The sequence below is a fragment of the Pseudomonas guariconensis genome (assembly GCF_040822035.1).
GTDB classification, from domain to species: domain Bacteria; phylum Pseudomonadota; class Gammaproteobacteria; order Pseudomonadales; family Pseudomonadaceae; genus Aquipseudomonas; species Aquipseudomonas guariconensis.
Genome location: NZ_CP162012.1, coordinates 1,462,451 through 1,486,953 on the forward strand (window position 1 = coordinate 1,462,451; position 24,503 = coordinate 1,486,953).

19 protein-coding genes are annotated in these 24,503 nt (G+C 62.8%); 10 read left to right on the forward strand and 9 right to left on the reverse strand.

What is annotated here, in order from left to right; all coding sequences use genetic code 11:
- The first annotated feature begins 245 nt into the window (after positions 1–245).
- Positions 246–1,943 (forward strand): long-chain-fatty-acid--CoA ligase FadD1, encoded by a 1,698-nt coding sequence (fadD1, locus tag AB1N67_RS06655; RefSeq protein WP_043209321.1) that lies wholly within the window; start codon positions 246–248, stop codon positions 1,941–1,943.
- Positions 1,944–2,021: 78 nt separating this feature from the next.
- Here the strand turns inward: fadD1 and AB1N67_RS06660 are convergent, their stop codons facing one another.
- Positions 2,022–3,329: an FAD-binding oxidoreductase gene (locus AB1N67_RS06660; protein WP_043209323.1), complete on the reverse strand. Its 1,308-nt coding sequence runs from the start codon at positions 3,327–3,329 to the stop codon at positions 2,022–2,024.
- Between the two features lie 25 nt (positions 3,330–3,354).
- Entirely contained in the window at positions 3,355–4,719 is a 1,365-nt protein-coding gene (locus AB1N67_RS06665) for a glutamine synthetase family protein (protein WP_043209325.1), read from the reverse strand.
- Between the two features lie 519 nt (positions 4,720–5,238).
- On the opposite strand from AB1N67_RS06665, the gene hrpA reads away from it, so the two are divergent.
- Positions 5,239–9,144, forward strand: a complete 3,906-nt coding sequence (hrpA, locus tag AB1N67_RS06670; RefSeq protein ID WP_367863615.1) for an ATP-dependent RNA helicase HrpA — start codon at positions 5,239–5,241, stop codon at positions 9,142–9,144.
- 207 nt (positions 9,145–9,351) lie between these two features.
- Complete coding sequence (locus AB1N67_RS06675) at positions 9,352–10,473, forward strand: beta-ketoacyl-ACP synthase III (RefSeq protein ID WP_043209328.1); 1,122 nt, start codon at positions 9,352–9,354, stop codon at positions 10,471–10,473.
- 173 nt (positions 10,474–10,646) lie between these two features.
- Here AB1N67_RS06675 and AB1N67_RS06680 read toward each other — a convergent pair whose 3' ends face one another.
- On the reverse strand, positions 10,647–11,891 hold the full coding sequence (locus AB1N67_RS06680) for a putative porin (protein WP_043209330.1): 1,245 nt from the start codon (positions 11,889–11,891) through the stop codon (positions 10,647–10,649).
- 253 nt (positions 11,892–12,144) lie between these two features.
- Here AB1N67_RS06680 and AB1N67_RS06685 point away from each other — a divergent pair, with 253 nt between their 5' ends.
- Positions 12,145–13,272, forward strand: coding sequence for a GNAT family N-acetyltransferase (locus tag AB1N67_RS06685; protein WP_367863616.1), 1,128 nt, complete (start codon positions 12,145–12,147; stop codon positions 13,270–13,272).
- Between the two features lie 59 nt (positions 13,273–13,331).
- Here the strand turns inward: AB1N67_RS06685 and AB1N67_RS06690 are convergent, their stop codons facing one another.
- The 4 genes from AB1N67_RS06690 to AB1N67_RS06705 form a co-directional block, all read right to left on the reverse strand.
- The gene (locus tag AB1N67_RS06690; RefSeq protein WP_367863617.1) at positions 13,332–15,164 is read right to left on the reverse strand and encodes an ABC transporter ATP-binding protein; all 1,833 of its coding nucleotides are present in this window, start codon (positions 15,162–15,164) and stop codon (positions 13,332–13,334) included.
- A gap of 62 nt (positions 15,165–15,226) precedes the next feature.
- A complete protein-coding gene (locus tag AB1N67_RS06695) occupies positions 15,227–15,784 on the reverse strand; it encodes a peptidylprolyl isomerase (protein WP_070571455.1) in 558 nt (185 codons plus the stop codon).
- Positions 15,778–16,590, reverse strand: a complete 813-nt coding sequence (locus AB1N67_RS06700; protein ID WP_182818026.1) for an alpha/beta fold hydrolase — start codon at positions 16,588–16,590, stop codon at positions 15,778–15,780. Before AB1N67_RS06700 ends, AB1N67_RS06695 begins: the two co-directional genes overlap by 7 nt.
- 13 nt (positions 16,591–16,603) lie before the next feature.
- On the reverse strand, positions 16,604–17,527 hold the full coding sequence (locus tag AB1N67_RS06705) for a LysR family transcriptional regulator (protein ID WP_043209339.1): 924 nt from the start codon (positions 17,525–17,527) through the stop codon (positions 16,604–16,606).
- A gap of 48 nt (positions 17,528–17,575) precedes the next feature.
- Between AB1N67_RS06705 and AB1N67_RS06710 the strand changes: the two genes are divergently transcribed.
- The 3 genes from AB1N67_RS06710 to AB1N67_RS06720 all read left to right on the forward strand — a co-directional run bounded on the left by AB1N67_RS06710 (position 17,576) and on the right by AB1N67_RS06720 (position 19,667).
- Positions 17,576–17,902 (forward strand): 3-phosphoglycerate kinase, encoded by a 327-nt coding sequence (locus AB1N67_RS06710; RefSeq protein WP_367863618.1) that lies wholly within the window; start codon positions 17,576–17,578, stop codon positions 17,900–17,902.
- 98 nt (positions 17,903–18,000) lie between these two features.
- On the forward strand, positions 18,001–18,600 hold the full coding sequence (locus AB1N67_RS06715; RefSeq protein WP_367863619.1) for an FMN-dependent NADH-azoreductase: 600 nt from the start codon (positions 18,001–18,003) through the stop codon (positions 18,598–18,600).
- A gap of 197 nt (positions 18,601–18,797) precedes the next feature.
- Positions 18,798–19,667 (forward strand): carboxylate/amino acid/amine transporter, encoded by an 870-nt coding sequence (locus AB1N67_RS06720; RefSeq protein WP_317847079.1) that lies wholly within the window; start codon positions 18,798–18,800, stop codon positions 19,665–19,667.
- A gap of 48 nt (positions 19,668–19,715) precedes the next feature.
- On the opposite strand, the gene AB1N67_RS06725 is transcribed toward AB1N67_RS06720, so the two are convergent.
- Positions 19,716–21,008 carry a mechanosensitive ion channel family protein gene (locus AB1N67_RS06725; RefSeq protein ID WP_090345382.1) on the reverse strand — a complete coding sequence of 431 codons (1,293 nt, stop codon included), beginning with the start codon at positions 21,006–21,008 and terminating at the stop codon, positions 19,716–19,718.
- A 144-nt stretch (positions 21,009–21,152) separates the two neighbouring features.
- Here AB1N67_RS06725 and AB1N67_RS06730 point away from each other — a divergent pair, with 144 nt between their 5' ends.
- Positions 21,153–22,478, forward strand: a complete 1,326-nt coding sequence (locus tag AB1N67_RS06730; RefSeq protein ID WP_043209349.1) for a DEAD/DEAH box helicase — start codon at positions 21,153–21,155, stop codon at positions 22,476–22,478.
- Between the two features lie 107 nt (positions 22,479–22,585).
- Here AB1N67_RS06730 and AB1N67_RS06735 read toward each other — a convergent pair whose 3' ends face one another.
- Positions 22,586–22,858, reverse strand: coding sequence for a hypothetical protein (locus AB1N67_RS06735; protein ID WP_043209351.1), 273 nt, complete (start codon positions 22,856–22,858; stop codon positions 22,586–22,588).
- 201 nt (positions 22,859–23,059) lie between these two features.
- Between AB1N67_RS06735 and AB1N67_RS06740 the strand changes: the two genes are divergently transcribed.
- Together AB1N67_RS06740 and AB1N67_RS06745 are read left to right on the forward strand one after the other, a co-directional pair.
- Complete coding sequence (locus tag AB1N67_RS06740; protein WP_043209353.1) at positions 23,060–23,452, forward strand: transcriptional regulator; 393 nt, start codon at positions 23,060–23,062, stop codon at positions 23,450–23,452.
- A gap of 106 nt (positions 23,453–23,558) precedes the next feature.
- A complete protein-coding gene (locus AB1N67_RS06745; RefSeq protein ID WP_043209356.1) occupies positions 23,559–24,485 on the forward strand; it encodes a DMT family transporter in 927 nt (308 codons plus the stop codon).
- Positions 24,486–24,503: the final 18 nt, after the last annotated feature.

A 24,503-nucleotide genomic window follows, 5' to 3' on the forward strand; every position in this document is an offset into this window, starting at 1 on the left:
GCTCTATCCTGCCGTTTTCGGCTTGAATTGCGACGTTTTGGATAAATACTCTAAAAATGACCGATACATTTCTTTGAGTCATTTTTGTGACCGATTGGGCCGATTTGGGCTCTAGTCGACCCCTGGCAAAGCTGTTACTCTCGGCGCGCTTCCAGATGATCCGGTTTGCAATGAGCCGTCATCCCATATCAATAATAAACGCGTAATGCGTGACGAATTCGCTGTTGCTGAAGGAGCGGGCTTCCATGATCGAAAATTTTTGGAAGGATAAGTACCCAGCCGGGATAACGGCGCAAATCAATCCTGACGAGTTCCCCAATATCCAGGCGGTGCTCAAGCAATCCTGCCAACGCTTTGCCGACAAACCGGCCTTTAGCAACCTGGGCAAAACCCTCACCTACGGTGAGCTGTACACCCTGTCGGGCGCCTTTGCCGCCTGGCTGCAACAGCATACCGACCTCAAACCGGGTGATCGGATTGCCGTACAACTGCCCAATGTCCTGCAATACCCCGTGGCCGTATTCGGTGCCATGCGCGCAGGTTTGATCGTGGTCAATACCAACCCGCTCTACACTGCGCGGGAGATGGAACACCAGTTCAACGACTCCGGCGCCAAGGCCTTGGTGTGCCTGGCCAACATGGCGCATCTGGCCGAGAAGGTGGTGCCGAAGACCCAGGTCAAGCACGTCATCGTCACTGAAGTGGCCGACTTGCTGCCACCGCTCAAGCGCCTGCTGATCAACAGCGTAATCAAGTACGTGAAGAAGATGGTGCCGGCCTACAACCTGCCGGGCGCCGTACGCTTCAACGATGCCTTGGCGCTGGGCAAGGGCGGCGCGGTGACCGAAGCCAACCCACAGCCGAACGACGTCGCGGTGCTGCAGTATACCGGCGGCACCACCGGGGTTGCCAAGGGGGCCATGCTGACCCACCGCAACCTGGTGGCCAACATGCTGCAATGTCGCGCCCTGATGGGGGCGAACCTGCACGAAGGCTGCGAGATCCTCATCACCCCGCTGCCGCTGTACCACATCTATGCTTTTACCTTCCATTGCATGGCCATGATGCTGATCGGCAACCACAATGTGCTGATCAGCAACCCCCGTGACCTGTCGGCGATGGTCAAGGAGCTGGGCAAATGGAAGTTCAGCGGCTTCGTCGGCCTCAATACCCTGTTCGTTGCCCTGTGCAATAACGACGCCTTCCGCGCCTTGGACTTCTCGGCGCTGAAGATCACTCTCTCCGGTGGCATGGCCTTGCAACTGAGCGTGGCCGAGCGCTGGAAGACCGTCACTGGCTGCGCAATTTGCGAAGGCTACGGCATGACCGAGACCAGCCCGGTCGCAGCGGTCAACCCGGCCGAGGCCAACCAGGTCGGGACCATCGGCATTCCTGTGCCTTCAACCCTGTGCAAGGTGATCGACGACAGCGGTCGCGAGTTGGGCCTGGGCGAGGTCGGTGAGCTGTGCGTCAAGGGCCCGCAGGTCATGAAGGGCTACTGGCAGCGCGAAGAGGCCACCGCTGAAATTCTCGACCAGGACGGTTGGCTGAAGACGGGCGATATCGCAGTCATCCAGCCCGATGGCTACATGCGCATCGTCGATCGCAAGAAGGACATGATCCTGGTCTCCGGTTTCAACGTCTATCCGAACGAGCTCGAAGACGTACTGGCCAGTCTGCCGGGCGTGCTGCAGTGCGCGGCGATCGGTGTGCCGGACGAAAAGTCAGGCGAAGTGATCAAGATGTTCATCGTGGTCAAGCCGGGCATGACCCTGACCAAGGAGCAGGTGATGGAGCACATGCGCGCCAACGTCACCGGCTACAAGGTCCCTCGTCACATCGAGTTCCGCGATGCGCTGCCGACCACCAACGTCGGCAAGATCCTGCGCCGTGAGCTGCGTGATGAAGAGCTCAAGAAGCAGGGCCTGAAGAAGATCGCCTGACGTTGCTCATGCAGGGCTGCATTGCAGCCCTGCGCAACCAAGGTTCGGATCCTGGGGCTGTCACGCAGCCCTCAGTGATCAGCGCAGTTTCTCGAGCATCTGGTAGTACCACATACCTGCCGCCAACAGCGGATTGCCCAGCAAGTCCCCCATCGGCACCTTGATGTGCTTGCACGCCGCGAAGGTGTCGAACTTCTCCAACGTCCCGGTCAGCGCCTCGGCCATGATCTCGCCCATGATGTGGCTGGTGGCGATACCGTGCCCGGAGTAACCCTGGCAGTACCAGACGTTGTCCGACAGCTTGCCCAATTGCGGAATGCGGTTGACCACGATACCCATCGCACAACTCCACTTGAACTCGATCGGCACACCCTTGAGCGCTGGGAAGGTGCGCTCGATGCACGGGCGCAGCTCGGCTTCGATGTCCCGCGAATCCTTGCCCGAATAGTTGGCGCCACCGCCGAACAGCAGGCGCTTGTCGGCCGTGAGACGGTAGTAGTCGAGAACGAAGCGGCAGTCGTATACCGCCAGATCCTGGGGGTTGATCTGGTCGGCCAGCTCACCGAGCGGCGCAGTGGTGACGATGCCGCCCATGGCCGGGAAGATCTTGCCCTTGAGCTGGCGCTTTTCCAGCTTGTGATAGACATCGCCGGCCAGCAGCACCTGGCGCGCCTCGATCCGGCCTCGGGCGGTGACCACCGCCGGGCGTGGCCCATGGACGATCTCCAGCACCTCGGAGTTCTCGAAAACCAGTGCGCCCAGGCCATGGGCTGCGCGCGCTTCGCCCAAGCATAGGTTGAGCGGGTGCAGGTGCAGGTTGCGACGGTTCTTGAGGGCGCCCAGGTACAGCGGGCTTTGCAGATGTTCGCTGACGGCATTGCGATCGAGCAGGTGCACCAGGTCGCCCATGCCACGGCGCTGGGCTTCGTCGTAGCTCGCTTGCAGTTCATCCATGTGCGAAGGCTTCATCGCTGCGTGCAGGTGTCCGCGCTTGAGATCGCAGTCGATGCCGTAGCGCTCCACGCGCCGCTCGATGATCTCGTGGCCCCGCCAGCGCAGGTGCCAGATGAAATCGTCCACGTCTTCACCCAGGCGCTTGCGCATCTGCGTGCGCATGGCCTCGTCACCCGACAGGCTGCCGGTGACCTGACCGCCGTTGCGTCCGCTAGCGCCCCAGCCGATGCGGTTGGTTTCGACAATGGCCACCTTCAGGCCGCGTTCGGCCAGTTCCACGGCGGTGGCGACGCCCGTGAAACCGCCGCCGATGATGGCCACGTCTACCTGCTCGGTGCCCGTCAGGGTGGGGTATTGGGTCGGGTCGTTGAGCGTGGCGGTGTAGTAGGACGGCGCCCGTTGGGCCGGCCCGTTGTTCACTGCTGAGTTCATGTTCGTTCCTTACTGTGAATGGGGCTCAGGCCTGGTGCAGGTACCAGCGCCAGTCCTGTTCGCCGACTTCGGCCATGAACTGGCGATACTCGGCGCGCTTGACCTTCAGATAGACGCCGAGGAAGGCTTCGCCGAGTGCTTCCCGGGCCCAGCTCGAATGCTCCAGCGCCTCGAGGGCGGTGAGCCATTCGGTGGGCAGGTGTTCGGTGGCCTGGGCGTAACCGTTGCCCTCGATCGGGGCACCCGGGTCGAGTTGTTCGCGTACGCCCTGATGAGTCGCGGCGAGGATCGCGGCGGCAGCCAGGTAAGGGTTGGCGTCGGCGCCGCAGATGCGGTGCTCTACATGCCGGCTGTTGGCAGGCCCGCCCGGCACGCGCAGGCTCACGGTGCGGTTGTCCACCCCCCAGGTGGGCGCCAGCGGCGCATAGCTGTTGGCCTGGAAGCGCCGGTAGGAGTTGGCGTTGGGGCAGAACAGCAACAGCGACTCGCGCAGGTGGCGCAACATCCCGCCCACGGCCTGACGCAGCAGCGGGGTGCCGGCGGGATCATCGCTGGCGAACAGGTTGCGGCCCTCGGCGTCGGCCAGGCTCAGGTGCATGTGCATGCCGGTGCCGGCCAGGTGGGCGAAAGGTTTGGCCATGAAGCAGGCCTGCATGCCGTGGGCATGGGCGATGCCCTTGACCAGGCGTTTGTAACGCACGGCCTGGTCCATGGCCTGCAGTGCATCGCCGTGTTCCAGGGTGATTTCCACCTGGCCGGGCGCATATTCGGAGATGGCGGTGCGCGCCGGGATGCCCTGGGCTTTGCAGGCAGCGTACAGGTCGGCGAGAAACGGCTCGATCTGCTCCAGCTCGCGCAGGCCATAGACCTGGGTGGTGCGGGGGCGACCACCGTCATTGTCCAGCGCCGGTTGCGGACGCCCCTGGGCGTCGCGCTGCTGGTCGAGCAGGTAGAACTCCAGTTCGCAGGCCATCACCGGGTAATAGCCGTCGGCCTTGAGCGCATCGAGCGTGCGAATCAGCACGTGGCGCGGGTCGGCGACGCTGGCGGGCAGCCCTTGGCTGGGGTGCATGCTGACCTGCACGGCAGCCGTCGGCACGCGCCGCCAGGGCAGGCGCACCAGGCTGCCTTCCAGAGGGTAGGCGCGGCAGTCGATGTCGCCGACATCCCAGACCAGGCCTGAGTTTTCCACATCGTCGCCATTCAAGGTCAGGCCCAGGATGGTGCTGGGCAGCGGGCGACCGCTTTCATAAACGGCCAGCAGTTCGTCGCGGTGAAGCAGCTTGCCGCGGGGCACGCCGTTGGCATCGAGGATGAACAGCTCGAACAGTTCGATATCGGGGTTGTCGGCCAGAAAGCGACGGGCTTGCTCGGGGTTGGCAAAATGCATGATGTTCGCTCGCGCCCGCAGGCGCACAGGACCGGCCGCAAGTGGGCGGCGAGTCGGGCTGATTGATGTCGGCCAGGGATGGCCGAGGCTGGATCAGTGAGACGCGAACGAAGTATCCGGTGGGCGAGCGTGGCGGCAGTGCCACAGGGCCCAGAAGGCGAGGATGACATGTACCAGCGGGTTTTCGCCGGCGCGGGCCCGGGCCTTGGGAAGGGTGGGGCGCGCATTGCTCGGTCGGCAGGTCATCGGTGGATACTCACACGGGGCATAAGGTTGATTAAAGCAGTGAATGGCAACCTTCATTCCGTGATTGGCTAAACATTCGTGCTGGCGTCTTCGCGGGTAAGCCCGCTCCTACAGGACCGGGCAGCCTCCAAGTTCTGTGCAATTGCTGGGAGCGGCTTTACCCGCGAAGAGTCCCGCATAGGCAGCAGAGAACCGGCAAATCTGCGACAATCGCCCGACTTTCCGAATGACGATCATGAAAAAGCAGGCTCACCTGCATCATCAAAAAGCCCCATGACAGACCACGCCATCGATCAACTGCTGAAGAACCTCGACCACGCCATGATCGCCGACCGCCATCGGCTACGGCGGCAACTGCACGAGCTGCGCAAGCGCCCCGACGAGGCCAAGCTTGCCCAATGGGTGGAGCGGGTCCAGGCGTCCTGTGCCCAGGTTGTCGCGCGCCAGAACAGCGTGCCGAGCATCCGCTACGACGACAGCTTGCCGATCGCCGCCAAGCGCGACGAGATCAAGAAGGCCCTGGCCGAGCATCAGGTTCTGGTGATTGCCGGCGAGACCGGTTCGGGCAAGACCACCCAGTTGCCGAAGATCTGCCTGGAAATGGGCCGCGGTCAGCATGGCCTGATCGCTCATACCCAGCCCCGCCGGATCGCCGCGCGCAGCGTCGCGGCACGGGTGGCCGAGGAGATCGGCACACCGCTGGGCGCTCTGGTGGGCTACCAGGTGCGTTTCGAGGACCAGAGCGATGCGGGTACCCTGGTCAAGCTGATGACCGACGGTATTCTGCTGGCCGAAACCCAGCATGACCGCTTCCTCGAGCGCTACGACACGATCATCGTCGACGAAGCCCACGAGCGCAGCCTGAACATCGACTTCCTGCTCGGCTACCTCAAGACGCTCCTGCACCGTCGCCCGGACCTGAAACTGATCATCACCTCGGCAACCATCGACCTGGAGCGGTTCTCCAAGCATTTCGACGGGGCGCCGATCATCGAGGTGTCCGGCCGTACCTTCCCGGTGGAAACCTGGTACCGCCCGCTGACCAGCGAACAGGACGAAGAGGGCAACCGGGTCGAGGACGACCTGACCGTCGACCAGGCGATCCTCGCTACCCTCGATGAGCTGGCCCATCACGAACGCAGCGAGGGCAAGGGCCCCGGCGATGTGCTGGTGTTCCTGCCGGGCGAGCGTGAGATCCGCGATGCCGCCGAGATCCTGCGCAAGGCCCAATTGCGCCATACCGAGATCCTGCCGTTGTACGCGCGCCTGACGCCGGCCGAGCAGCAGAAGATCTTCCAACCCCATACCGGGCGCCGGGTGGTGCTGGCCACCAACGTTGCCGAAACCTCGCTGACCGTGCCGGGCATCCGCTATGTGATCGACAGCGGCACCGCGCGCATCAGCCGCTACAGCTACCGCGCCAAGGTCCAGCGTTTGCCGATCGAGGCGGTATCCCAGGCCAGCGCCAACCAGCGCAAGGGCCGTTGCGGTCGGGTCGAACCGGGCATCTGCGTACGTCTTTACAGCGAAGAGGACTTCAACGCACGGCCCGCGTTCACTGACCCAGAGATCCTGCGGACCAACCTGGCCGCGGTGATCCTGCAGATGCTGCACCTGCGCCTGGGCGCCATCGATGCGTTTCCGTTCATCGAGCCGCCGGATGGCAAAGCCATCAGCGACGGTTTCAACCTGTTGCAGGAGCTCTCGGCGGTCAACCGCGAGAACCAGCTGACACCCTTGGGCCGCCAACTGGCGCGTCTGCCGATCGACCCCCGATTGGGGCGCATGCTGCTCGAAGGCGCTCGCCAGGGCAGCCTGCAGGAGGTGCTCATCGTCGCCAGCGCCCTGTCGGTGCAGGACCCGCGCGAGCGTCCTCCGGAACGCCAGCAGGCCGCCGACCAGGCCCATGCCCTGTGGAAAGATCCTGACTCCGACTTCGCGGCTTTGGTCAACCTGTGGCGCGGGTTCGAGGAACAGCGCCAGGCGCTGACCGCCAACCCGCTGCGCAACTGGTGCCGCAAGCATTTTCTCAATTACCTGCGCCTGCGTGAGTGGCGCGACGCCCATCGCCAATTAGCGCTGATCTGCCGCGACCTGCAATTGTCGGTCAACAAAGAGCCTGCGGATTTCCCGCGTATGCACAAGGCCATTCTCAGTGGCCTGCTCAGCCAGATCGGCCACAAGACTGAAGAGGGCGACTATCAAGGCGCACGCCAGCGGCGCTTCTGGATCCACCCGTCCTCGGGCATCGGCCGCAAGCGTCCGCAATGGGTGATGGCTGCCGAGCTTGTGGAAACCACCAAGCTCTATGCGCGCATGGTGGCCAAGATCGAACCGGACTGGATCGAGCCGCTGGCTACGCATCTGGTCAAGAAGAACCATTTCGAGCCGCACTGGGAGAAAAAGCGCGGCCAGGTGGTGGCCTACGAACAGATCACCCTGTACGGGCTGATCCTGGTCGGCCGCCGGCCTGTGCATTTCGGGCCTATCGATCCGGTGGCCTCGCGCGAGCTGTTCATCCGCGAAGGCCTGGTCGGCGGCGAGATCCAGTCGCGGGCCAAGTGCCTGACCGCCAACAAGCGCCTGCTCGAGCAGCTTGACGAGTTGGAAGCCAAGGCTCGTCGGCGCGACATCCTGGCCGACGAAGAAACGCTCTATGCCTTCTATGAGGCGCGTTTGCCTGCAGAAATCCACCAGACTGCGACCTTCGACAGCTGGTACCGGATGAACAGCCAGAAGGATCCGAACCTGCTGATCATGCGCGAAGAGGACGTGCTGGCTCGTGAGGCCAGCGAGGTTACGGCCGCGCAGTATCCCGACAGCCTTCAGGTCGGCGACCTGCGCCTGCCGCTGACTTACCACTTCGAGCCGGGTCATCCGCGAGACGGCGTCACCATACGGGTGCCGGCACCGCTGCTGCCGAACCTGCCGGGCGAGCGCTTGGAGTGGCTGGTGCCAGGCCTGCTGGAGGCCAAATGCGTGGCCTTGGTGCGCAACTTGCCCAAGGCCCTGCGCAAGAACTTCGTGCCGGTGCCGGACTTCGTCAAGGCCGCCCTGGCGCGCATGACATTCGGCCAGGGGGCCTTGCCTCAGTCGTTGGGTCAGGAGCTGTTGCGCATGACGGGCGCTCGGGTGTCCGACGAGGCCTGGACGGAAGCTGCCGGGCTGGTCGAAGGCCACCTGCGCATGAACATCGAAGTGGTCGATGGCCAAGGCAAGTTCCTCGGCGAAGGTCGTGACCTGGCCGAGCTGACAGCACGATTTGCCGCCGCGAGCCAGGCGGCATTGGCCATGCCGCGCAACGACAAGGCCGAGCAACCGGTGCAGGCCAAGGCGTTCTCTGAAGTGGCGCAGACGGCGCAGCAGAAGATCGCTGGCCTGTCGTTGACGGTCTACCCGGCCTTGGTGGAAGAGGCCGGCACCGTGCGTGAAGGGCGATTCTCGACCCAGGCCGAAGCCGAGTTCCAGCATCGCCGAGCCTTGCAACGGCTGTTGCTGCAACAGTTGGCCGAGCCTGCCAAGTTCCTGCGGGGCAAGCTCCCGGGGCTGACCGAACTGGGCTTGCTGTATCGCGAGTTGGGGCGTGTCGAGGCGTTGGTGGAGGACATTCTGCTGGCCAGCCTGGACAGCTGCATCCTTGAAGGCGAGGCGCCGCTGCCCCGAGATGGCGCTGCCCTGGCCGGCCTTGCCGAGCGTAAGCGTGGCAACTGGGCCGAGCACGCCGAACGCTTGGCCCGCCAGACCCTGGAGGTGCTCAAGCTGTGGCACGGTTTGCAGAAGCGCTTCAAGGGCAAGATCGACCTGAGCCAGGCAGTGGCCTTGAACGACATCAAGCAGCAGCTGGCCAACCTGGTCTATCCGGGCTTTGTCCGCGAGACACCGGCTGCGTGGTTCAAGGAGTTGCCGCGTTACCTCAAGGCGGTGGAACTTCGTCTGGAGAAGCTTGGCGCCCAGGTGCAGAAGGACCGTGTCTGGAGTGGCGAGCTGGCCAATCTGTGGGCGCAGTACAAGGCCCGGGCCGACAAGCATGCCCAAGAGGGCAAGCGTGACGAACAACTGACGGTCTACCGCTGGTGGCTGGAGGAATACCGGGTGTCGTTGTTTGCCCAGCAGTTGGGGACCAAGGTACCGGTTTCCGACAAGCGTTTGAGCAAACAGTGGGGGCAGGTGGAAGCCTAAAGCCCGGGAAATGTGGCAAACTTGTGGGAATTTGGGCCGCTGTGCGACCCATCGCGGGACACGCCCGCCCCCGCAGGTTCTGTGGGTGCAGGTTTGCTCCGTGACCGAGGGGCAAACCCTTGCCTACAAATTGGCACTAAAGTGCCATTATGTTGCCCTTTTCCGGCCAGCGCCGTGTGGTGGTGGCCTTTGACCAGAGGAACGACCGTGCATAACGTCGTGATCAGCGGCACCGGCCTGTACACCCCGGCCCAGAGCATTTCCAACGAAGAACTGGTGGCATCCTTCAACACGTGGGCCCAGCAGTTCAATCAAGACAACGCGGCCGCCATCGAGCGTGGCGAGATCGAAGCTGCGCCGCTGTCCGATGCGGCCTTCATCGAGAAGGCTTCCGGTATCAAGAGCCGCTTCGTCATGGACAAGGCGGGCATCCTCGATCCCCAGCGCATGAAGCCGCGCCTGCCGGAGCGCTCCAACGACGAACCGTCGATCCTCTGCGAGATGGCCGTGGCCGCTGCTCGCCAGGCCCTGGAGCGCGCGGGACGCACAGCGGCCGATGTCGACGGTGTGATCGTCGCCTGCTCCAACCTGCAGCGCCCGTACCCGGCCATTTCCATCGAGGTGCAGCAGGCACTGGGCATCCAGGGTTTTGCCTTCGACATGAACGTGGCTTGCTCTTCGGCCACCTTCGGCATCCAGACCGCCGCCAACAGCGTGCAACTGGGCCAGGCGCGTGCGGTGCTGATGGTCAACCCTGAGATCTGCACCGGCCACCTTAATTTCCGCGACCGCGACAGCCACTTCATCTTCGGTGACGCAGCGACTGCAGTGCTGATCGAACGTGCCGACCAAGCCACCTCCAAGCATCAGTTCGACATTGTCAGCACCAAGCTGCTGACCCAGTTCTCCAACAACATCCGCAACAACTTCGGCTTCCTCAACCGCGCGGCGGAGGAGGGCATCGGGGCGCCGGACAAACTGTTCGTCCAGGAAGGCCGCAAGGTGTTCCGCGAAGTGTGCCCGATGGTCGCCGAACTGATCGGCCAGCACCTGGGCGAGAACGGGTTGCAGCCCACCGACGTCAAGCGCTTCTGGCTGCACCAGGCGAACCTGAGCATGAACCACCTGATCGTCAAGAAGCTGGTCGGCCGTGATGTGGCCGAGGAAGACGCGCCGGTGATTCTGGATCGCTATGCCAATACCAGCTCGGCAGGTTCGGTGATTGCCTTCCACCTGTATCAGGATGATCTGCCCAAAGGTGCGCTGGGTGTGCTGAGTTCGTTTGGCGCAGGCTATTCGATCGGTAGTGTGATCTTGCGCAAGCGCTGATTCCTGCCCTGGTCTTTTCGCGAGTAAACCCGCTTCCACAGGTAGAGTGGCGCCCTCGACGGGCAGCGCCCAATTGGTGAGGGCGGGTTTATCTGCCAATGGCCTATAAAAAAGGCGGGAAGCGCCGGATGGGGTCGGCACTTCCCGCCTGAGCAACGCAGGGGAGCTCGCGCTTAGAACTTGGCTTCCAGGTCGACCTGCAGGGTGTCGACATCGGCATCGCTGTTCGGCAGTTGCGACAGGTCGGTCTTGGCCATCAGGTAGGCCGCGCCCAGCGAGAAGTTCTTGTCGATTTCGTAACCGACCTTGAACTTGTGACCACGGGAACCGGTGTAGCCGGCACCGAAGTCGGAGTCGGTGAAGGCACTGACCACCGCGTTACGCTGCACGTCGCGGTAGTTGTAATCCAGGCTCCAGGCGCCAAGCTTGGTCTTCAGACCGGCCAGCCAGGCCTTGTCTTCGCCGTCGGTGCTTTCGGTGTTCTTCACGTACTGGCCATAGGCGGACAGCGGGATGGCGAAACCGGTGAAGTCGACCTGGCCGAAGCCTTCCACCAGGTTGAACTCGTTGGTGGTGTTGCCAAAGGCCTGCAGTGGGGCTGCGTCCTTGTCATTGTCATAGCCGTAGATGCTGGTGCCCACGGTGACCTTGACGGTGTCGGCGGCATTGAAGCGGGCGCCCAACTGGCCGTGATAGAGCTGCGCGTCGTGCTTGAACTGTACGCCTTCGCCGTCGACGTTGTCCTTGAGGTTGTAGTGACCGGCGCTGCCGAACAGCTCGGCCGCGCCCAGGTCGGTCTTGTAGGTGACGGCCACGCCTTCTGGGTTGATGTCGCTGTCCCAGATGATGTCGCCCATGCTCACCCAGGGCTGCATCATCTTACCGCCGATCAAGTGCAGGTTCGGCACGGCAGTGGGGTGCCAGTCGAGGTAGGCCAGGTCGACCCACAACGATTTCTTCTCGAAGTAATTGTCCAGGCTCTGGTTGGTGGAGCGGGCATCGGCGCTGCTGCCGGTGGCCACGCGCACGCCGGCATCGACCTGCGGGTTGATCTCGCTGTAGAAGCCGACACGGGCACGGACGCGCTCGCGGTCCTGGTTGGGGCTCTTGCGGTTGGGGTCGTCGACGTTGACGTCTTCGTAGCGCAGGCGCACGTCGCCTTTGATCTGGGTCTTGGCGGCCCAGGCCACTTTCTGTTCGAAGGAGCTCAGGCGCTCGGACTGGGCTTTCTGCTCTGCCTTTTCCTTGGTTTCCTTGGCCAGATCGGCCTGCAGTTCGTTGTACTGCGCCTGGTTGATCGAGCCGTTGGCGCGGAGCATTTCGAGCAGCTTGGCGTCGACTGCAGCACTGGCCGGAGCACTCAGTGCCAGCATCATGCCGGTGAGGCTGACTCCGGTAAGTGTAGAAACAAGACGCATAAGGTTCTCCCTGTTGGAAAAAAGTGGGGAGGCTTTGGCGCCCACCCCCAAGTTGGCATGTCTTCGGAAAGGGCCTGAATAGACAGGTTGCTGGGGTTCCGAAAAACAGGCGCAAGTATTGCGAGGGGGAATGACAGAATGATGTCTATTTGGTGGCACTGCGGTTAAGTGCGTGGGATCCAAGCGCCCCTTCATTTGAGTGCGGGGCCCCATATCCGGGATACTGGCCATCTCTTTGCAGCGAGTCGAAATCGTGACCAGCCTGTACAGCCTTGCTCATTTGCACGATCTGCCGGCGGCGACCTGGGACGCCTTGGTCCCCGAGGGCCAGCCGTTCTTGCGCCATGCGTTTCTAAGCGCTCTGGAAGACAGCGGCAGCGTCGCGCCTGCCACAGGCTGGGCCACCGAGCACCTGGTGCTGGAGCGTGATGAAAAGGTGCGCGCGGTGCTGCCGGCGTATCGCAAATGGCATTCGTTCGGCGAATACGTGTTCGACCAGAGGTGGGCCGATGCCTGCGAGCGAGCCCGCATTCCCTACTACCCCAAGCTGCTTGGCGCGGTGCCCTTCAGCCCTGTGAGTGGCCCCCGCCTGCTGGCGGCAGACTGCGCCGATGGCCTGCTGTTGCTCCAGGCCATCCCTGAGTACCTGGTCAAGGGAGGGCTCTCAGGCGCTCACATCAACTTCACCGACCATGCCCTGGATGAGCAGATCGCCGATGTGCCGGGCTGGATGGAGCGCCTGGGCTGCCAGTTTCATTGGCACAATAGTGGCTATCGGGACTTCCAGGATTTCCTCGACACCCTCAGCTCACGCAAGCGCAAGCAGATGCGCAAGGAGCGTGAACAAGTGGCGGGGCAGGGGATCGACTTCCACTGGTACCGTGGCGATGAGTTGAGCCAGGTGCAATGGGACTTCGTCTACCTGTGCTATGCCAACACCTACGCGGTGCGCCGCCGCACGCCCTATCTGACCCGCCACTTCTTCAGCCTGCTGGCAGAGCGCATGCCCGAGGCAGTGCGCGTGGTCATCGCGCGCCAGCAAGGGCGGGATGTGGCCATGGCCTTGAGCCTGGTCGGTGGCGACAGCCTCTTCGGCCGGTATTGGGGCTGCCTGGCCGAGTTCGACCGCCTGCATTTCGAGACCTGTTTTTACCAGGGTATGGACTTTGCCATCAGCCAAGGGATACAGCGGTTCGATGCTGGGGCCCAAGGGGAGCACAAGCTGATACGCGGATTCGAGCCGGTGCTGACGCGCTCCTGGCATTACCTGTTGCATCCGGGGTTGCGTCGGGCGGTCGAGGATTTTCTCGAGCAGGAGCGGGCAGGGGTCAAGGCCTATGCCGAAGAGGCGCTGGGGATGTTGCCTTACCGCAAGGATTGAAAGCCGCCGCCTGGCCCTTTGTTCGCGGGTAAGCCCGCGAACGGGCGCAGTTGCGGCGATCAATCCACCCCGACGAACCCTCCGGTCTGGTGATGCCAGAGCCGGGCATAAAGCCCATGCTGGGCCAGCAGCTCGGCATGGGTGCCGCTCTCGACGATGTGCCCTTTGTCCAGCACCACCAACCGATCCATGCGGGCGATGGTGGACAGGCGGTGGGCGATGGCGATCACCGTCTTGCCCTGCATCAGGGTTTCCAGGCTTTCCTGGATCGCCGCCTCGACCTCCGAATCCAGCGCCGAGGTGGCTTCGTCCATGATCAGAATGGGCGCGTTCTTGAGCAGTACCCGGGCAATGGCGATCCGTTGCCGCTGCCCGCCTGAAAGCTTGACCCCACGCTCGCCGACATGGGCATCGAAGCCGGTGCGCCCCTGGGCATCTGAGAGTTGTGGGATGAACTCATCGGCCCGGGCCCGGCGCACGGCTTCCCAGACTTGCGCTTCGCTGGCATCCGGACGGCCATACAGCAGGTTGTCGCGGATCGAGCGGTGCAGCAGAGAGGTGTCCTGGGTGATCATGCCGATCTGCGCGCGCAGGCTGGCCTGGTTGACCTCGGCGATGTCCTGGCCATCGATGGTGATCCGCCCGCCCTGTACGTCGTACAGGCGCAGCAGCAGGTTGACCAGGGTCGACTTGCCGGCTCCGGACGGGCCGATCAGGCCGATCTTCTCGCCGGGACGAATATCCAGGCTCAGCCCGTCGATAACTTTGCTGCCCTTGCCATAGTGAAAGCTCACGTCATCGAAATGCACGGCCCTACGGCTGACCTTCAGCGCAGGGGCATTGGGCTTGTCGGTGACGCTGACCGGTTGGGCGATGGTCTGCAGGCCGTCCTGGACCATGCCGATGTTCTCGAAGATGCCGTTGACCACCCACATGATCCAGCCGGACATGTTGATGATGCGGATCACCAGGCCTGTGGCCAGGGCAATGGCACCGACGGTGATCAACGACTGGCTCCACAACCACAGGGCAAGGCCTGTGGTCCCCACCACCAGAAGCCCGTTCAGGCCGGTGATGACGACGTCCATGCTGGTGACGACCCGTGCGGCCAGCTGGGTTTTCTCGGTCTGTTCGCTGATCGCCTCGCGGGCATACTGTTGCTCGTAGTCGGTATGGGCGAACAGTTTGAGCGTGGCGATGTTGGTGTAGCCGTCGACGATCCGCCCCATCAGCTTGGAGCGGGCATCGGAGGAAATCACCGAGCGCTCCTTGACCCGCGGAACGAAGTAATAGAGCGCGCCGATGTAGCAGACGATCCAGGTCAGCAGCGGCAGCATCAGGCGCCAATCGGCCTCGGCAAACAGCACCAGCGAGCTGATTGCATAGATCAGCACGTGCCACAGGGCATCGACAGCCTGGACGGCAGAGTCGCGCAGGGAGTTGCCGGTCTGCATGATGCGCTGGGCGATACGCCCGGCGAAGTCGCTCTGGAAGAAATTCAGGCTCTGCTTGAGCACATAGGTGTGGTTCTGCCAGCGGATCAAGCTGGTCATGCCGGGGCTGATGGTCTGATGCACCAGCAGGTCGTGCAGGCCGAAGAACACGGGGCGCAGCACCAGGACCACCACCAGCATCCAGATCAGCTCGCCGCTGTGCAGGCTGAAGAACTCGCTGCCTGGGGTGGCCTGGGCCAGGTCGATGATGCGGCTCAGGTAACTGAACATGGCCACTTCGATCAGGGCCGCCACCAGCCCGACGACCAGCAGTGCAAGGAAGCTGGGCCAGACCTGGCGCAGGTAATAGAGGTAGAACGGCCATACCTGGCTAGGCGGTGCTTCGCTCGGTGCCTCGCGAAAGATGTCGATCAATTGTTCGAAACGACGGTACAGCATGATGGGCACACTCCTGTTCCATCCGACCCTGAGGCGGTTTCACGTCCTTGTGAGACCTTCGGTCAGTCGATGCGTTTGGCGGACTTGATGTACACAGGGTCCGCCGGCACGTCACGCATGCCTTGCTTGATGGTGGTGGGTGAGTTGACGATCTGGTCGACCACTTCCATGCCTTTGGTCACCTTGCCGAACACGGCATAGCCACGGTCGCGGCCTGGGTTGAGGAAGTCGTTGTCGGCCACGTTGATGAAGAACTGGCTGGTGGCCGAGTTCGGGTCCGAGGTGCGTGCCATGGCGAGGGTACCGCGGGTGTTGGCCAGGCCATTGCTGGCTTCGTTGCGGATCGGGTCGCGGGTCGGCTTTTGCACCATCCGGTCGGTGAAACCGCCGCCCTGGGCCATGAAGCCCGGGATCACGCGGTGGAAGATGGTGTTGTTGTAGAAGCCGCTGTCGACGTACTCGAGGAAGTTCTTCGTGCTGATCGGCGCCTTCTCGGCATTGAGCTCGATTTCGACCGGGCCGAAGCTGGTGTCGAGCAGGACGTGAGGGGTCTTGTCGGAGGCCATGACGCTGGTGGCGAAGGCGACCGAACAGGCGGTGAGCAGAAGTTTTTTCAGCATGGGCTCAAAGATCCTTGAGGAGTGGAGGCGGCTGCGAGAAAACACAGCAGGGTCTGGTTGAAGACCTCGGGTTGGTCCAGGGGCGTAGCGTGCCGCGAATCCTCGATGACCGCCAGTGTTGCCTGGGGCATCAGGGCGACATAGCGCTCCTTCAGTTGTATCGGGGTGTAATCATGGTCGGCGGCGATCACCAGGGTGGGACAGTGGATCTGCCCGATGCGTTCCTGCACCCCCCAGTCGACAATGGCATCGAAGCTCTTGAGGTAGGCGCGCTTGTCGTTGCGTGCCCAGCGTTGGGCCATCTTGTGACGCAGCTCGGTTTGTTCGGGCTTGGGAAACAGGCGTTCGGCCAGGCCCTTGCCGATGGTCTCGACGCTCAGGATGCGGGCCAGGCTCCAGCGCTTGATCCACCAGATCCAGTGGGCGACGGAGTTGCGCCTGACCTCAGGTGCGCTGTTCACGATGCACAGACTGCGCAGCCAGGCGGGGTGGTCGACGGCGAACTGGAAACCCACCATGCCCCCCATCGACAGGCCGACGAAGTGCACGGGGCCGGTGTGCAGGTGCTCCAGCAGCGCCAGCAGGTCAGCGCTGAAGGTCGCGATCTGGTAGCCGTCACGGGGTTTGTCGGAGCGCCCATGGCCGCGGATGTCCATGAGGATCACCCGGTAGTTTCGGCTCAGCGTCGGGACCTGCAGCTCCCAATCCTGGCAGCTTGAGCCCAGTCCGTGTAACAGCACCAGGGGTTCGCCCTGGCCGTATTCCTCGTAATGCAGCGTGCATCCTTCGTGTTCGAAATAGGCCATGGGCGCGGTCCTCTCAGGCTTGCGGGGGGGCTGCGAAGGGCACGTCCAGTGGCGCGGTGTCGAAGTTGCGCAGCAGCTCGATGAGGATCTGCGTGGCCGGACCCAAGGTCTTGTCCTTGTTCGAATAAAGGTAGAACAGCGGATGGCGGCTGCCACCCTGATCCAGCGGCAAAGGCTTGAGCACGCCCTCTTGCAGCTCGCGCTCGATCATGTGCCGTGGCAGCCAGGCAAAGCCCAGCCCGCTGCTGACGAAGGTGGCGGCGGTGCCCAGGCTGCCGACGGTCCAGCGTTGCTCGGCGCCGAGCCAGCCGACATCGCGGGGCTGGGCGCGACCGGAGTCGCGGATAACCACTTGCAGTTGGCTTTCCAGATCCTGGAAGGTGATTTCCCGTCCCAGGCGATGCAGGCTGTGATCGGGGTGGGCAACGGCGATGAATTCCACCGAACTGAGCTCGGCGCCCAGATAGCCGCCAATGCTATAGCTGCTGATGGCCAGGTCCGCGATTCCCTCGTGCAGGACTTCCTCGACGCCCGACAGCACCTCCTCGCGCAGGCGTACGCGGCAACCGCGGCTCTGCGGCATGAAGGCACTCAGGGCGCGGACCAGCCGGGCGCTGGGGTAGGCGGCGTCGACCACTACGCGCACCTCGGCCTCCCAGCCTTGCTCCATGTGGTGGGCGAGGTCCTCGAGCTGGCTGGCCTGCTTGACCAGATGGCGTGAGCGGCGCAGCAGCACGTTGCCGGCTTCGGTCAGTACCGCCTTGCGACCATCGATGCGCAGCAGTGGTACGCCCAGTTGCTCCTGCATCCGTGCGACCGTGTAGCTCACCGACGATTGCGAGCGGTGCAGGGCCTCGGCGGCCTGGGCGAATCCGCCATGATCGACCACTGCCTGGAGAGTTCGCCACTGATCCAGGGTTACGCGTGGCGCTTTCATCTTCGGCTCCTGTTGTCCTAAGCTGCGCTCTGTCAAGGAGAGCGCCCTATGAAGAAATGTTGTGCGGCATTGCTGATGTGCCTGCCCCTCGGGGCGATGGCCTATTACCCCATCGATGTCGAGAAGGACTTGGAAGGGGTCAAGCTCGACTACACCACCTACGACACCGCGCGCAGTATCGGCTCGATCACCCTGAACAACTATGGGCAGGTCCCGGCGGCGTGCAAGGTGACCTTTCGCAATGGGCCTGAAGCGCCGCGGGTGCGACGGGTGAACGTGCCGGCGGGCAAGAGCCGCGATGTCACGGCCACCTTCAACCGGGAGATCATCAAGCTGCGCATCGCATTGAGCTGCAAAGCCGAAGGAACTGATTAATCGATAGATTGCACCCACTTTTTACGCTTTTTTATCGATAGGTCAAGTCTTAATCTCACCTCCATCTCGCATCCCCTTGTTTGCCGATGGAGGCTCCCATGTCCCGCGTACTGATCATTGAAAGCAGCGCCCGCCAGCAGGATTCCGTTTCTCGTCAATTGACCCGTGACTTCATCCAGCAATGGCAGGCCGCTCATCCGAGCGATGAAATCAGTGTGCGCGACTTGGCGGTTACCCCTGTACCGCACCTGGACGCGGACCTGCTCGGTGGTTGGATGAAGCCACAGGAGCAGCGCTCGCCGACCGAGCTTCAGGCTCTGGCTCGCTCCAATGGATTGACCGATGAACTGCTGGCCGCTGACGTGCTGGTGATGGCTGCGCCCATGTACAACTTCACCATCCCCAGCACGCTTAAGGCTTGGCTGGACCATGTACTGCGTGCCGGCATCACCTTCAAGTACACCCCGACCGGCCCGCAGGGCCTGCTGACTGGCAAGCGCGCCATTGTGCTCACTGCCCGTGGCGGCATTCATGCCGGTGCCAGCACCGACCACCAGGAACCCTACCTGCGCCAGGTCATGGCCTTCATCGGCATCCACGACGTTGAGTTCATTCACGCTGAAGGTTTGAACATGAGCAGCGATTTCCACGAGAAGGGTCTGAATCAGGCCAAGGCCAAGCTGGCGGCAGTGGCCTGACACGCAACGCATTCCCAACCCCTGACACCTGTCGCTCCTTTGGGTGTATCCGCCCGGCCATATGATGGCCGGGCTTTTTTTTTGCCGCGTCAGCCGAGGCCACTGCCTTGTGTTCCCGGCGCTAGCCGAAGCCTTGATAGTTGAACGACGGCAGGCCAACCGGCTAAGGTCGCCGCCTTGATTCACGAGAGGCAATCATGGGCTATCTGATAATCGTCGCGCTGATCCAGGCGTTCTCCTTCAACCTGATCGGGGTCTACCTGGCCGGCAACGTGGACAGCTACTTCGCGGTGCTGGCACGGGTGGTGCTGGCGCTGCTGGTGTTCCTGCCACTGACCCGCTGGCGCCAGGTAGAGCCGCGCTTCATGCGTGCGATGCTGTTGATCGGGGCGCTGCAGTACGGCATCACCTATGTCTGCCTGTACCTGAGCTTCCGCGTGCTGACGGTGCCGGAAGTGCTGCTGTTCACCATCCTCACACCGCTGCATGTGACCTTGATCGAAGATGCGCTCAACCGCCGCTTCAACGCTTGGGCCTTGCTGGCTGCGCTGGTGGCGGTGGCCGGTGCCGCGGTGATCCGCTTCGACAGCATCAGTGGTGAGTTCTTCATGGGCTTTTTGTTGCTGCAGTTGGCCAACTTCACTTATGCCGCCGGCCAGGTGCTCTACCGTCATCTGGTCGCCCGGCATCCCAGTGATCTGCCGCACTACCGGCGCTTTGGCTACTTCTACCTCGGGGCGTTGATCGTCGTGCTGCCGGCCTTTGCGTTGTTCGGCAACGCCCAGCACCTGCCAAGCACCGACGTGCAATGGCTGGTGTTGTTGTTCCTCGGTTTGTTCCCGACCGCCCTTGGACTGTACTGGTGGAACAAGGGGGCGTGCCTGGTCAGTGGTGGCACACTGGCGGTAATGAACAACCTGCATGTGCCCGTGGGCTTGTTGCTCAACTTGCTGATCTGGAATCAGGACGAGCCGCTGGGGCGGCTGTTCATAGGCGGGGCGGTGATTCTGGGGTCGGTCTGGATGAGCCGGCTGGGCCAGCAGCGCCCGGCAACAGCATCTGGCTGACAGTGTCAGGGCTCGTTGGGGCCGCAGCGCGGCCCCGTTCTGCCGGCTTCAAGCCTCGGTGAGTTCACTCAGCCGTTGTGCGGAATGAGGCCTGCCAGCAAGACCCACTCGCATGTCGTTGCCGCTTGGCTGCTGATACAGGCTCAGGCCGAACTCCGGCAACACGGCCAGCAAATAGTCGAAGATATCGCCCTGGATCCGCTCGTACTCGCCCCAGGCAGTGGTGCGCGTAAAGCAGTAGATCTCCAGCGGCACGCCCTCGGCGGTGGCCTGCATCTGGCGGACCATGCAGGTCATGCCTTGCTGCACGTCGGGGTGGTTCTGCAGATAGGCCAGGGCGAAGGCGCGGAAGGTACCGATATTGGTCAATTGGCGACGGTTGGCCGACAGAGCGGCCACCGGGCCCAGCGACTCGTTCCAGGTGCTCAACTCTTTGCGCTTTTGCGCCAGGTAATCACCCAGCAGGCGGACCTGGCCCAGGCGCTGCTCCTCTTCCGGGGTAAGGAAGCGTACGCCAACAGCGTCGATGAACAGGCTGCGCTTGATGCGGCGCCCACCTGATTGCTGCATGCCGCGCCAGTTGCGGAAGGACTCGCTCATCAGGCGCCAGGTGGGGATGGAGACGATGGTCTTGTCGAAGTTCTGCACCTTGACCGTGTGCAGGGTGATGTCCACCACGTCACCATCGGCGCCCACCTGAGGCATCTCGATCCAGTCTCCGACGTGGAGCATGTCGTTGCTCGTCAGCTGCACGCTGGCGACGAACGACAGCAGCGTGTCCTTGTACACCAATAGCAGCACCGCCGACATGGCACCCAGACCGGACAGCAGCAACAGCGGCGAGCGGTCGATGAGCGTGGCGACGATGACGATGGAGGCGAAGATCCACAGCATCATCTTGGCCAGTTGCACGTAACCTTTGATGGAGCGGGTGCGGGCGTGCTCGGTTCGGGCGTAGATGTCCAGCAGGGCATCGAGCAGGCAGGAGACGGCCATGGTCATGAACAGCAGGGTGAAGGCCAGGGCGACGTTGCCGAGGAAATGCTGGGCGGTGTCGCCCAGCTCCGGCACCAGCTTGAGGCCGAACTGGATCACCAGCGAGGGGGTGGTTTGGGCCAGGCGGTGGAAGACCTTGTTGTGACGCAGGTCATCGAGCCACTTGAGCGGTTGCTGCCGAGCGAGCAACCGGCTGGCGTGCAGCATCAGAAAGCGCGCGAGGCGGCCGATGATCAGGGAAATCAACAGCAGCACCGTCAGGCCTAGCGCCGCATGCAGCATGGGGTGTTGATCGAGGGTGCCCCAGAGGTCCAGGGCGTCGTTCCAGAGTCGTTGTATATCCATGAGGGTAATAGCAGGGTCTGTGTTGCGAAAACGAGGCCCATTAGAGCGCGGATCGGCAACAAGTTGCCAAAAGAAATTCGGCGCCAGCGATGGAAAACGTTACCCTATGCAACTGAATTTCCAGCGACTGCCCGAGGTACATCCGTGTTTTCCCAATTCGCCCTGCACGAACGCCTGCTCAAAGCTGTGGCCGAGCTGAACTTTGTCGAGCCGACTCCGGTGCAGGCAGCGGCCATTCCCCTGGCCCTGCAAGGGCGTGACCTGCGGGTGACCGCGCAGACCGGCAGCGGCAAGACCGCCGCCTTCGTGCTGCCATTGCTCAATCGCTTGGTCGATCTGCGCGAGCGCCGCGTCGAGATCCGCGCGCTGATCCTGCTGCCGACCCGTGAGCTGGCCCAGCAGACCCTCAAAGAGGTGCAGCGCTTCTCCCAGTTCACCTACGTCAAGTCGGGCCTGGTCACCGGTGGCGAGGACTTCAAGGAGCAGGCCGCACTGTTGCGCAAGGTCCCGGACGTGCTGATCGGTACCCCGGGTCGTCTACTGGAACATCTCAATGCCGGCAACCTGGACCTGTCCCATGTCCAGGTGCTGGTACTGGACGAGGCCGACCGCATGCTGGACATGGGCTTTGCCGAGGACATGGAGCGCCTGTGCAAAGAATGCGAAAACCGTGAGCAGACCCTGCTGTTCTCTGCCACAACCGGTGGTGCAGCCCTGCGCGACATCATCGGCAAGGTGTTGAAGGATCCTGAGCACCTGATGCTCAACAGCGTGTCGCAGCTCTCCGAGGGCACCCGTCAGCAGATCATCACCGCCGACCACGACCAGCACAAAGAGCAGATCGTCCAGTGGCTGCTGGCCAACGAGACCTACCAGAAGGCGATCATCTTCACCAACACCCGTGCCCTGGCCGACCGGATCTACGGTCACCTGGTGGCCAAGGATGTGAAGGCCTTCGTGTTGCACGGCGAGAAGGACCAGAAGGACCGCAAGCTGGCGATCGACCGTTTCAAACAAGGCGGTTCCAAGGTCCTGGTGGCGACTGACGTGGCCGCGCGTGGCCTGGACATCGATGGTCTGGACCTGGTGATCAACTTCGACATGCCGCGCAGTGGCGACGAGTATGTACACCGCATCGGTCGTACTGGGCGCGCAGGTGCCGAGGGCTTGGCGATCTCGCTGATCTGCCACAACGACTGGAACCTGATGTCGAGCATCGAGCGCTACCTCAAGCAGCAGTTCGAGCGCCGGGTCATCAAAGAGGTAAAAGGCACCTACAGCGGGCCGAAGAAGGTCAAGGCCTCGGGCAAGGCCGCCGGTACCAAGAAGAAAAAGATCGAGAAGAAGGCAGGCGAGAAGAAAGGCGCCACCGCCAAGCGCAAGCCGGCCGCCAAGCCCAAGTCCAAGGCGCCTTTGGCCAGTGCCGATGGCATGGCCCCGCTGAAGAAACGCGCGCCCAAGGCGGAGTAAGCTCATCAGGGCCGCTGCGCGGCCCTTTGCGGATCAACCCGCTCCCACCACCTGGAGGGGCGTCATCCTTGTGGAAGCGGGTTTGCCGTGAAAGGGCCTTCAGCGGGTTAGTCTGCCTTTTTCTCCGCTGCTTTGAGTTCCTGGATTCGCTTGTCGATCAGCTGGCACTTGTCCGGCAGGTCCTTGCTGGCCGTGCCCAGATCCATCCCCTGCAACTCCTCGTTGATTTCCTTGGCCTTCTGCGGATTCTGCTCCGTCAACTGGGTCACCAGCCCGGCCAGCTCCTCGCGTTTCTGAGTCGCTTCTTCCGGTGTGCAGGCCCAGCCGGGCAAGGCGTAGAGCAATGCACTCGCGCACATGAAGGGCAGTAAGCGTTTCATCCATTTTCCTCCCGAGTGGGGTGTACGCGGTTGAAAGACGGGAACTCTGGAAGTTCAACGAGATGGCATGGGTGGCATTGACCCTGACAGAGCGCTGTATGTCCCAGCGGCTTTTTAGCCATCCGATTTCGCCGGAACACCCATCACCACTCACCGGTCCCATGCTGTGTACCCCACACGTTCACAGCAGGAGGCCACCACATGAGCACCTATGACTGGGACCTGATCGAACGCTTGTTGCATGAAGTGCAGAACAGCGCAGGCCACAGCTTCACGCCACGTCCCTATGCCGAGCAGCATGCGGCTGCCCTGGCCGCCGCCGGTCAGCCGGTGGGCGATCTGGATCATCTCAAGACGCGGGCCTGCGAGTACGAGAAGATCCTCTTCGAGCGCGGTTACATCGAAAGCCGTCCGGAGGAGGACGGCGGTAATGGCGAGAATTTCGTTCTCACCGAGCGTGGCTCGCGCCTGCTCAGCCTGATCGATAGCAGCATCCCTGGGTTCGAGCATCCGCGTCAGGTGCTGGACGAACAGGACGACGCCCTCGATGAGGCGACTTTCGAACAGGTGGCCACCAAGGCGCAAATCGCTTGAGGTCGTTTTGAGACTGGCATGGGCACCCTGGCAAACCCGATAATCGGCACTCAGTTGCCAGAGACAGGACCTCGCCCATGCCATCGTTAGACCACGGGGGTCGCCCATGAGCGCGGCCCGCAAGAACCCCGATGCTTTTGCGTTGCAGGTCATGCTGGGCCTGTGCCTGATCTGGGGCAGCCAGCAGGTGATGATCAAATGGGCCGCCAGCGACATTGCGCCCGTGATGCAGGCGGCGTTGCGTTCCGGGATCGCCGCGGTGCTGGTGGGGCTGCTGGTCTGCTGGCGCGGCGGCTGGTCCATGGTGGGCAGCACCTGGCGGGCGGGCATGTTGGCCGGCGCCTTGTTTGGCCTGGAGTTCTTGTTCATCGCCGAGGGGCTGAAGCTGACATCGGCGGCGCACATGTCGGTGTTTCTCTACACTGCCCCGGTGTTCACAGCCCTGGGGTTGCATTTCACGCTGCCAAGCGAGCGCCTGCGGCTGCTGCAGTGGCTGGGCATCCTGTTGGCTTTCGCCGGGATCGCCACGGCGTTCGCCGGCGGAATGTCGCTGAGCCAACTGGATGGGCGAATGTTGCTCGGTGACGCGTTGGGCGTGCTGGCGGGCCTGGCCTGGGGCGCGACCACTGTGGTGGTGCGTGGGTCGCGACTGTCGGAAGCCCCGGCCGATCTGACCCTGTTCTATCAGTTGCTGGTGGGCTTTGTCGGGTTGCTGCTGATTGCGCTGGTCAGCGGCCAGATCGGCAGGGTTGCGTTCACACCGGTAGCCGTTGGCAGCGTGTTGTTCCAAGCGGTGGTGGTGTCCTTCATCAGTTACCTGACCTGGTTCTGGTTGCTGCGCAAGTACCTGGCCTCCAACCTGGCGGTGTTTTCCTTCATCACGCCGTTGTTCGGCGTGACCTTCGGCGTGCTGTTGCTGGGCGAGCCCTTGAGCCTGAACTTCGTGTTGGGCGCATTGATGGTCCTGGGCGGGGTCATCCTGGTCAGCGCCGAACCCTGGGTGCGTCAGCAGTTACGCAGATTCGTGGGCTGATGGAACGAACACGATCGG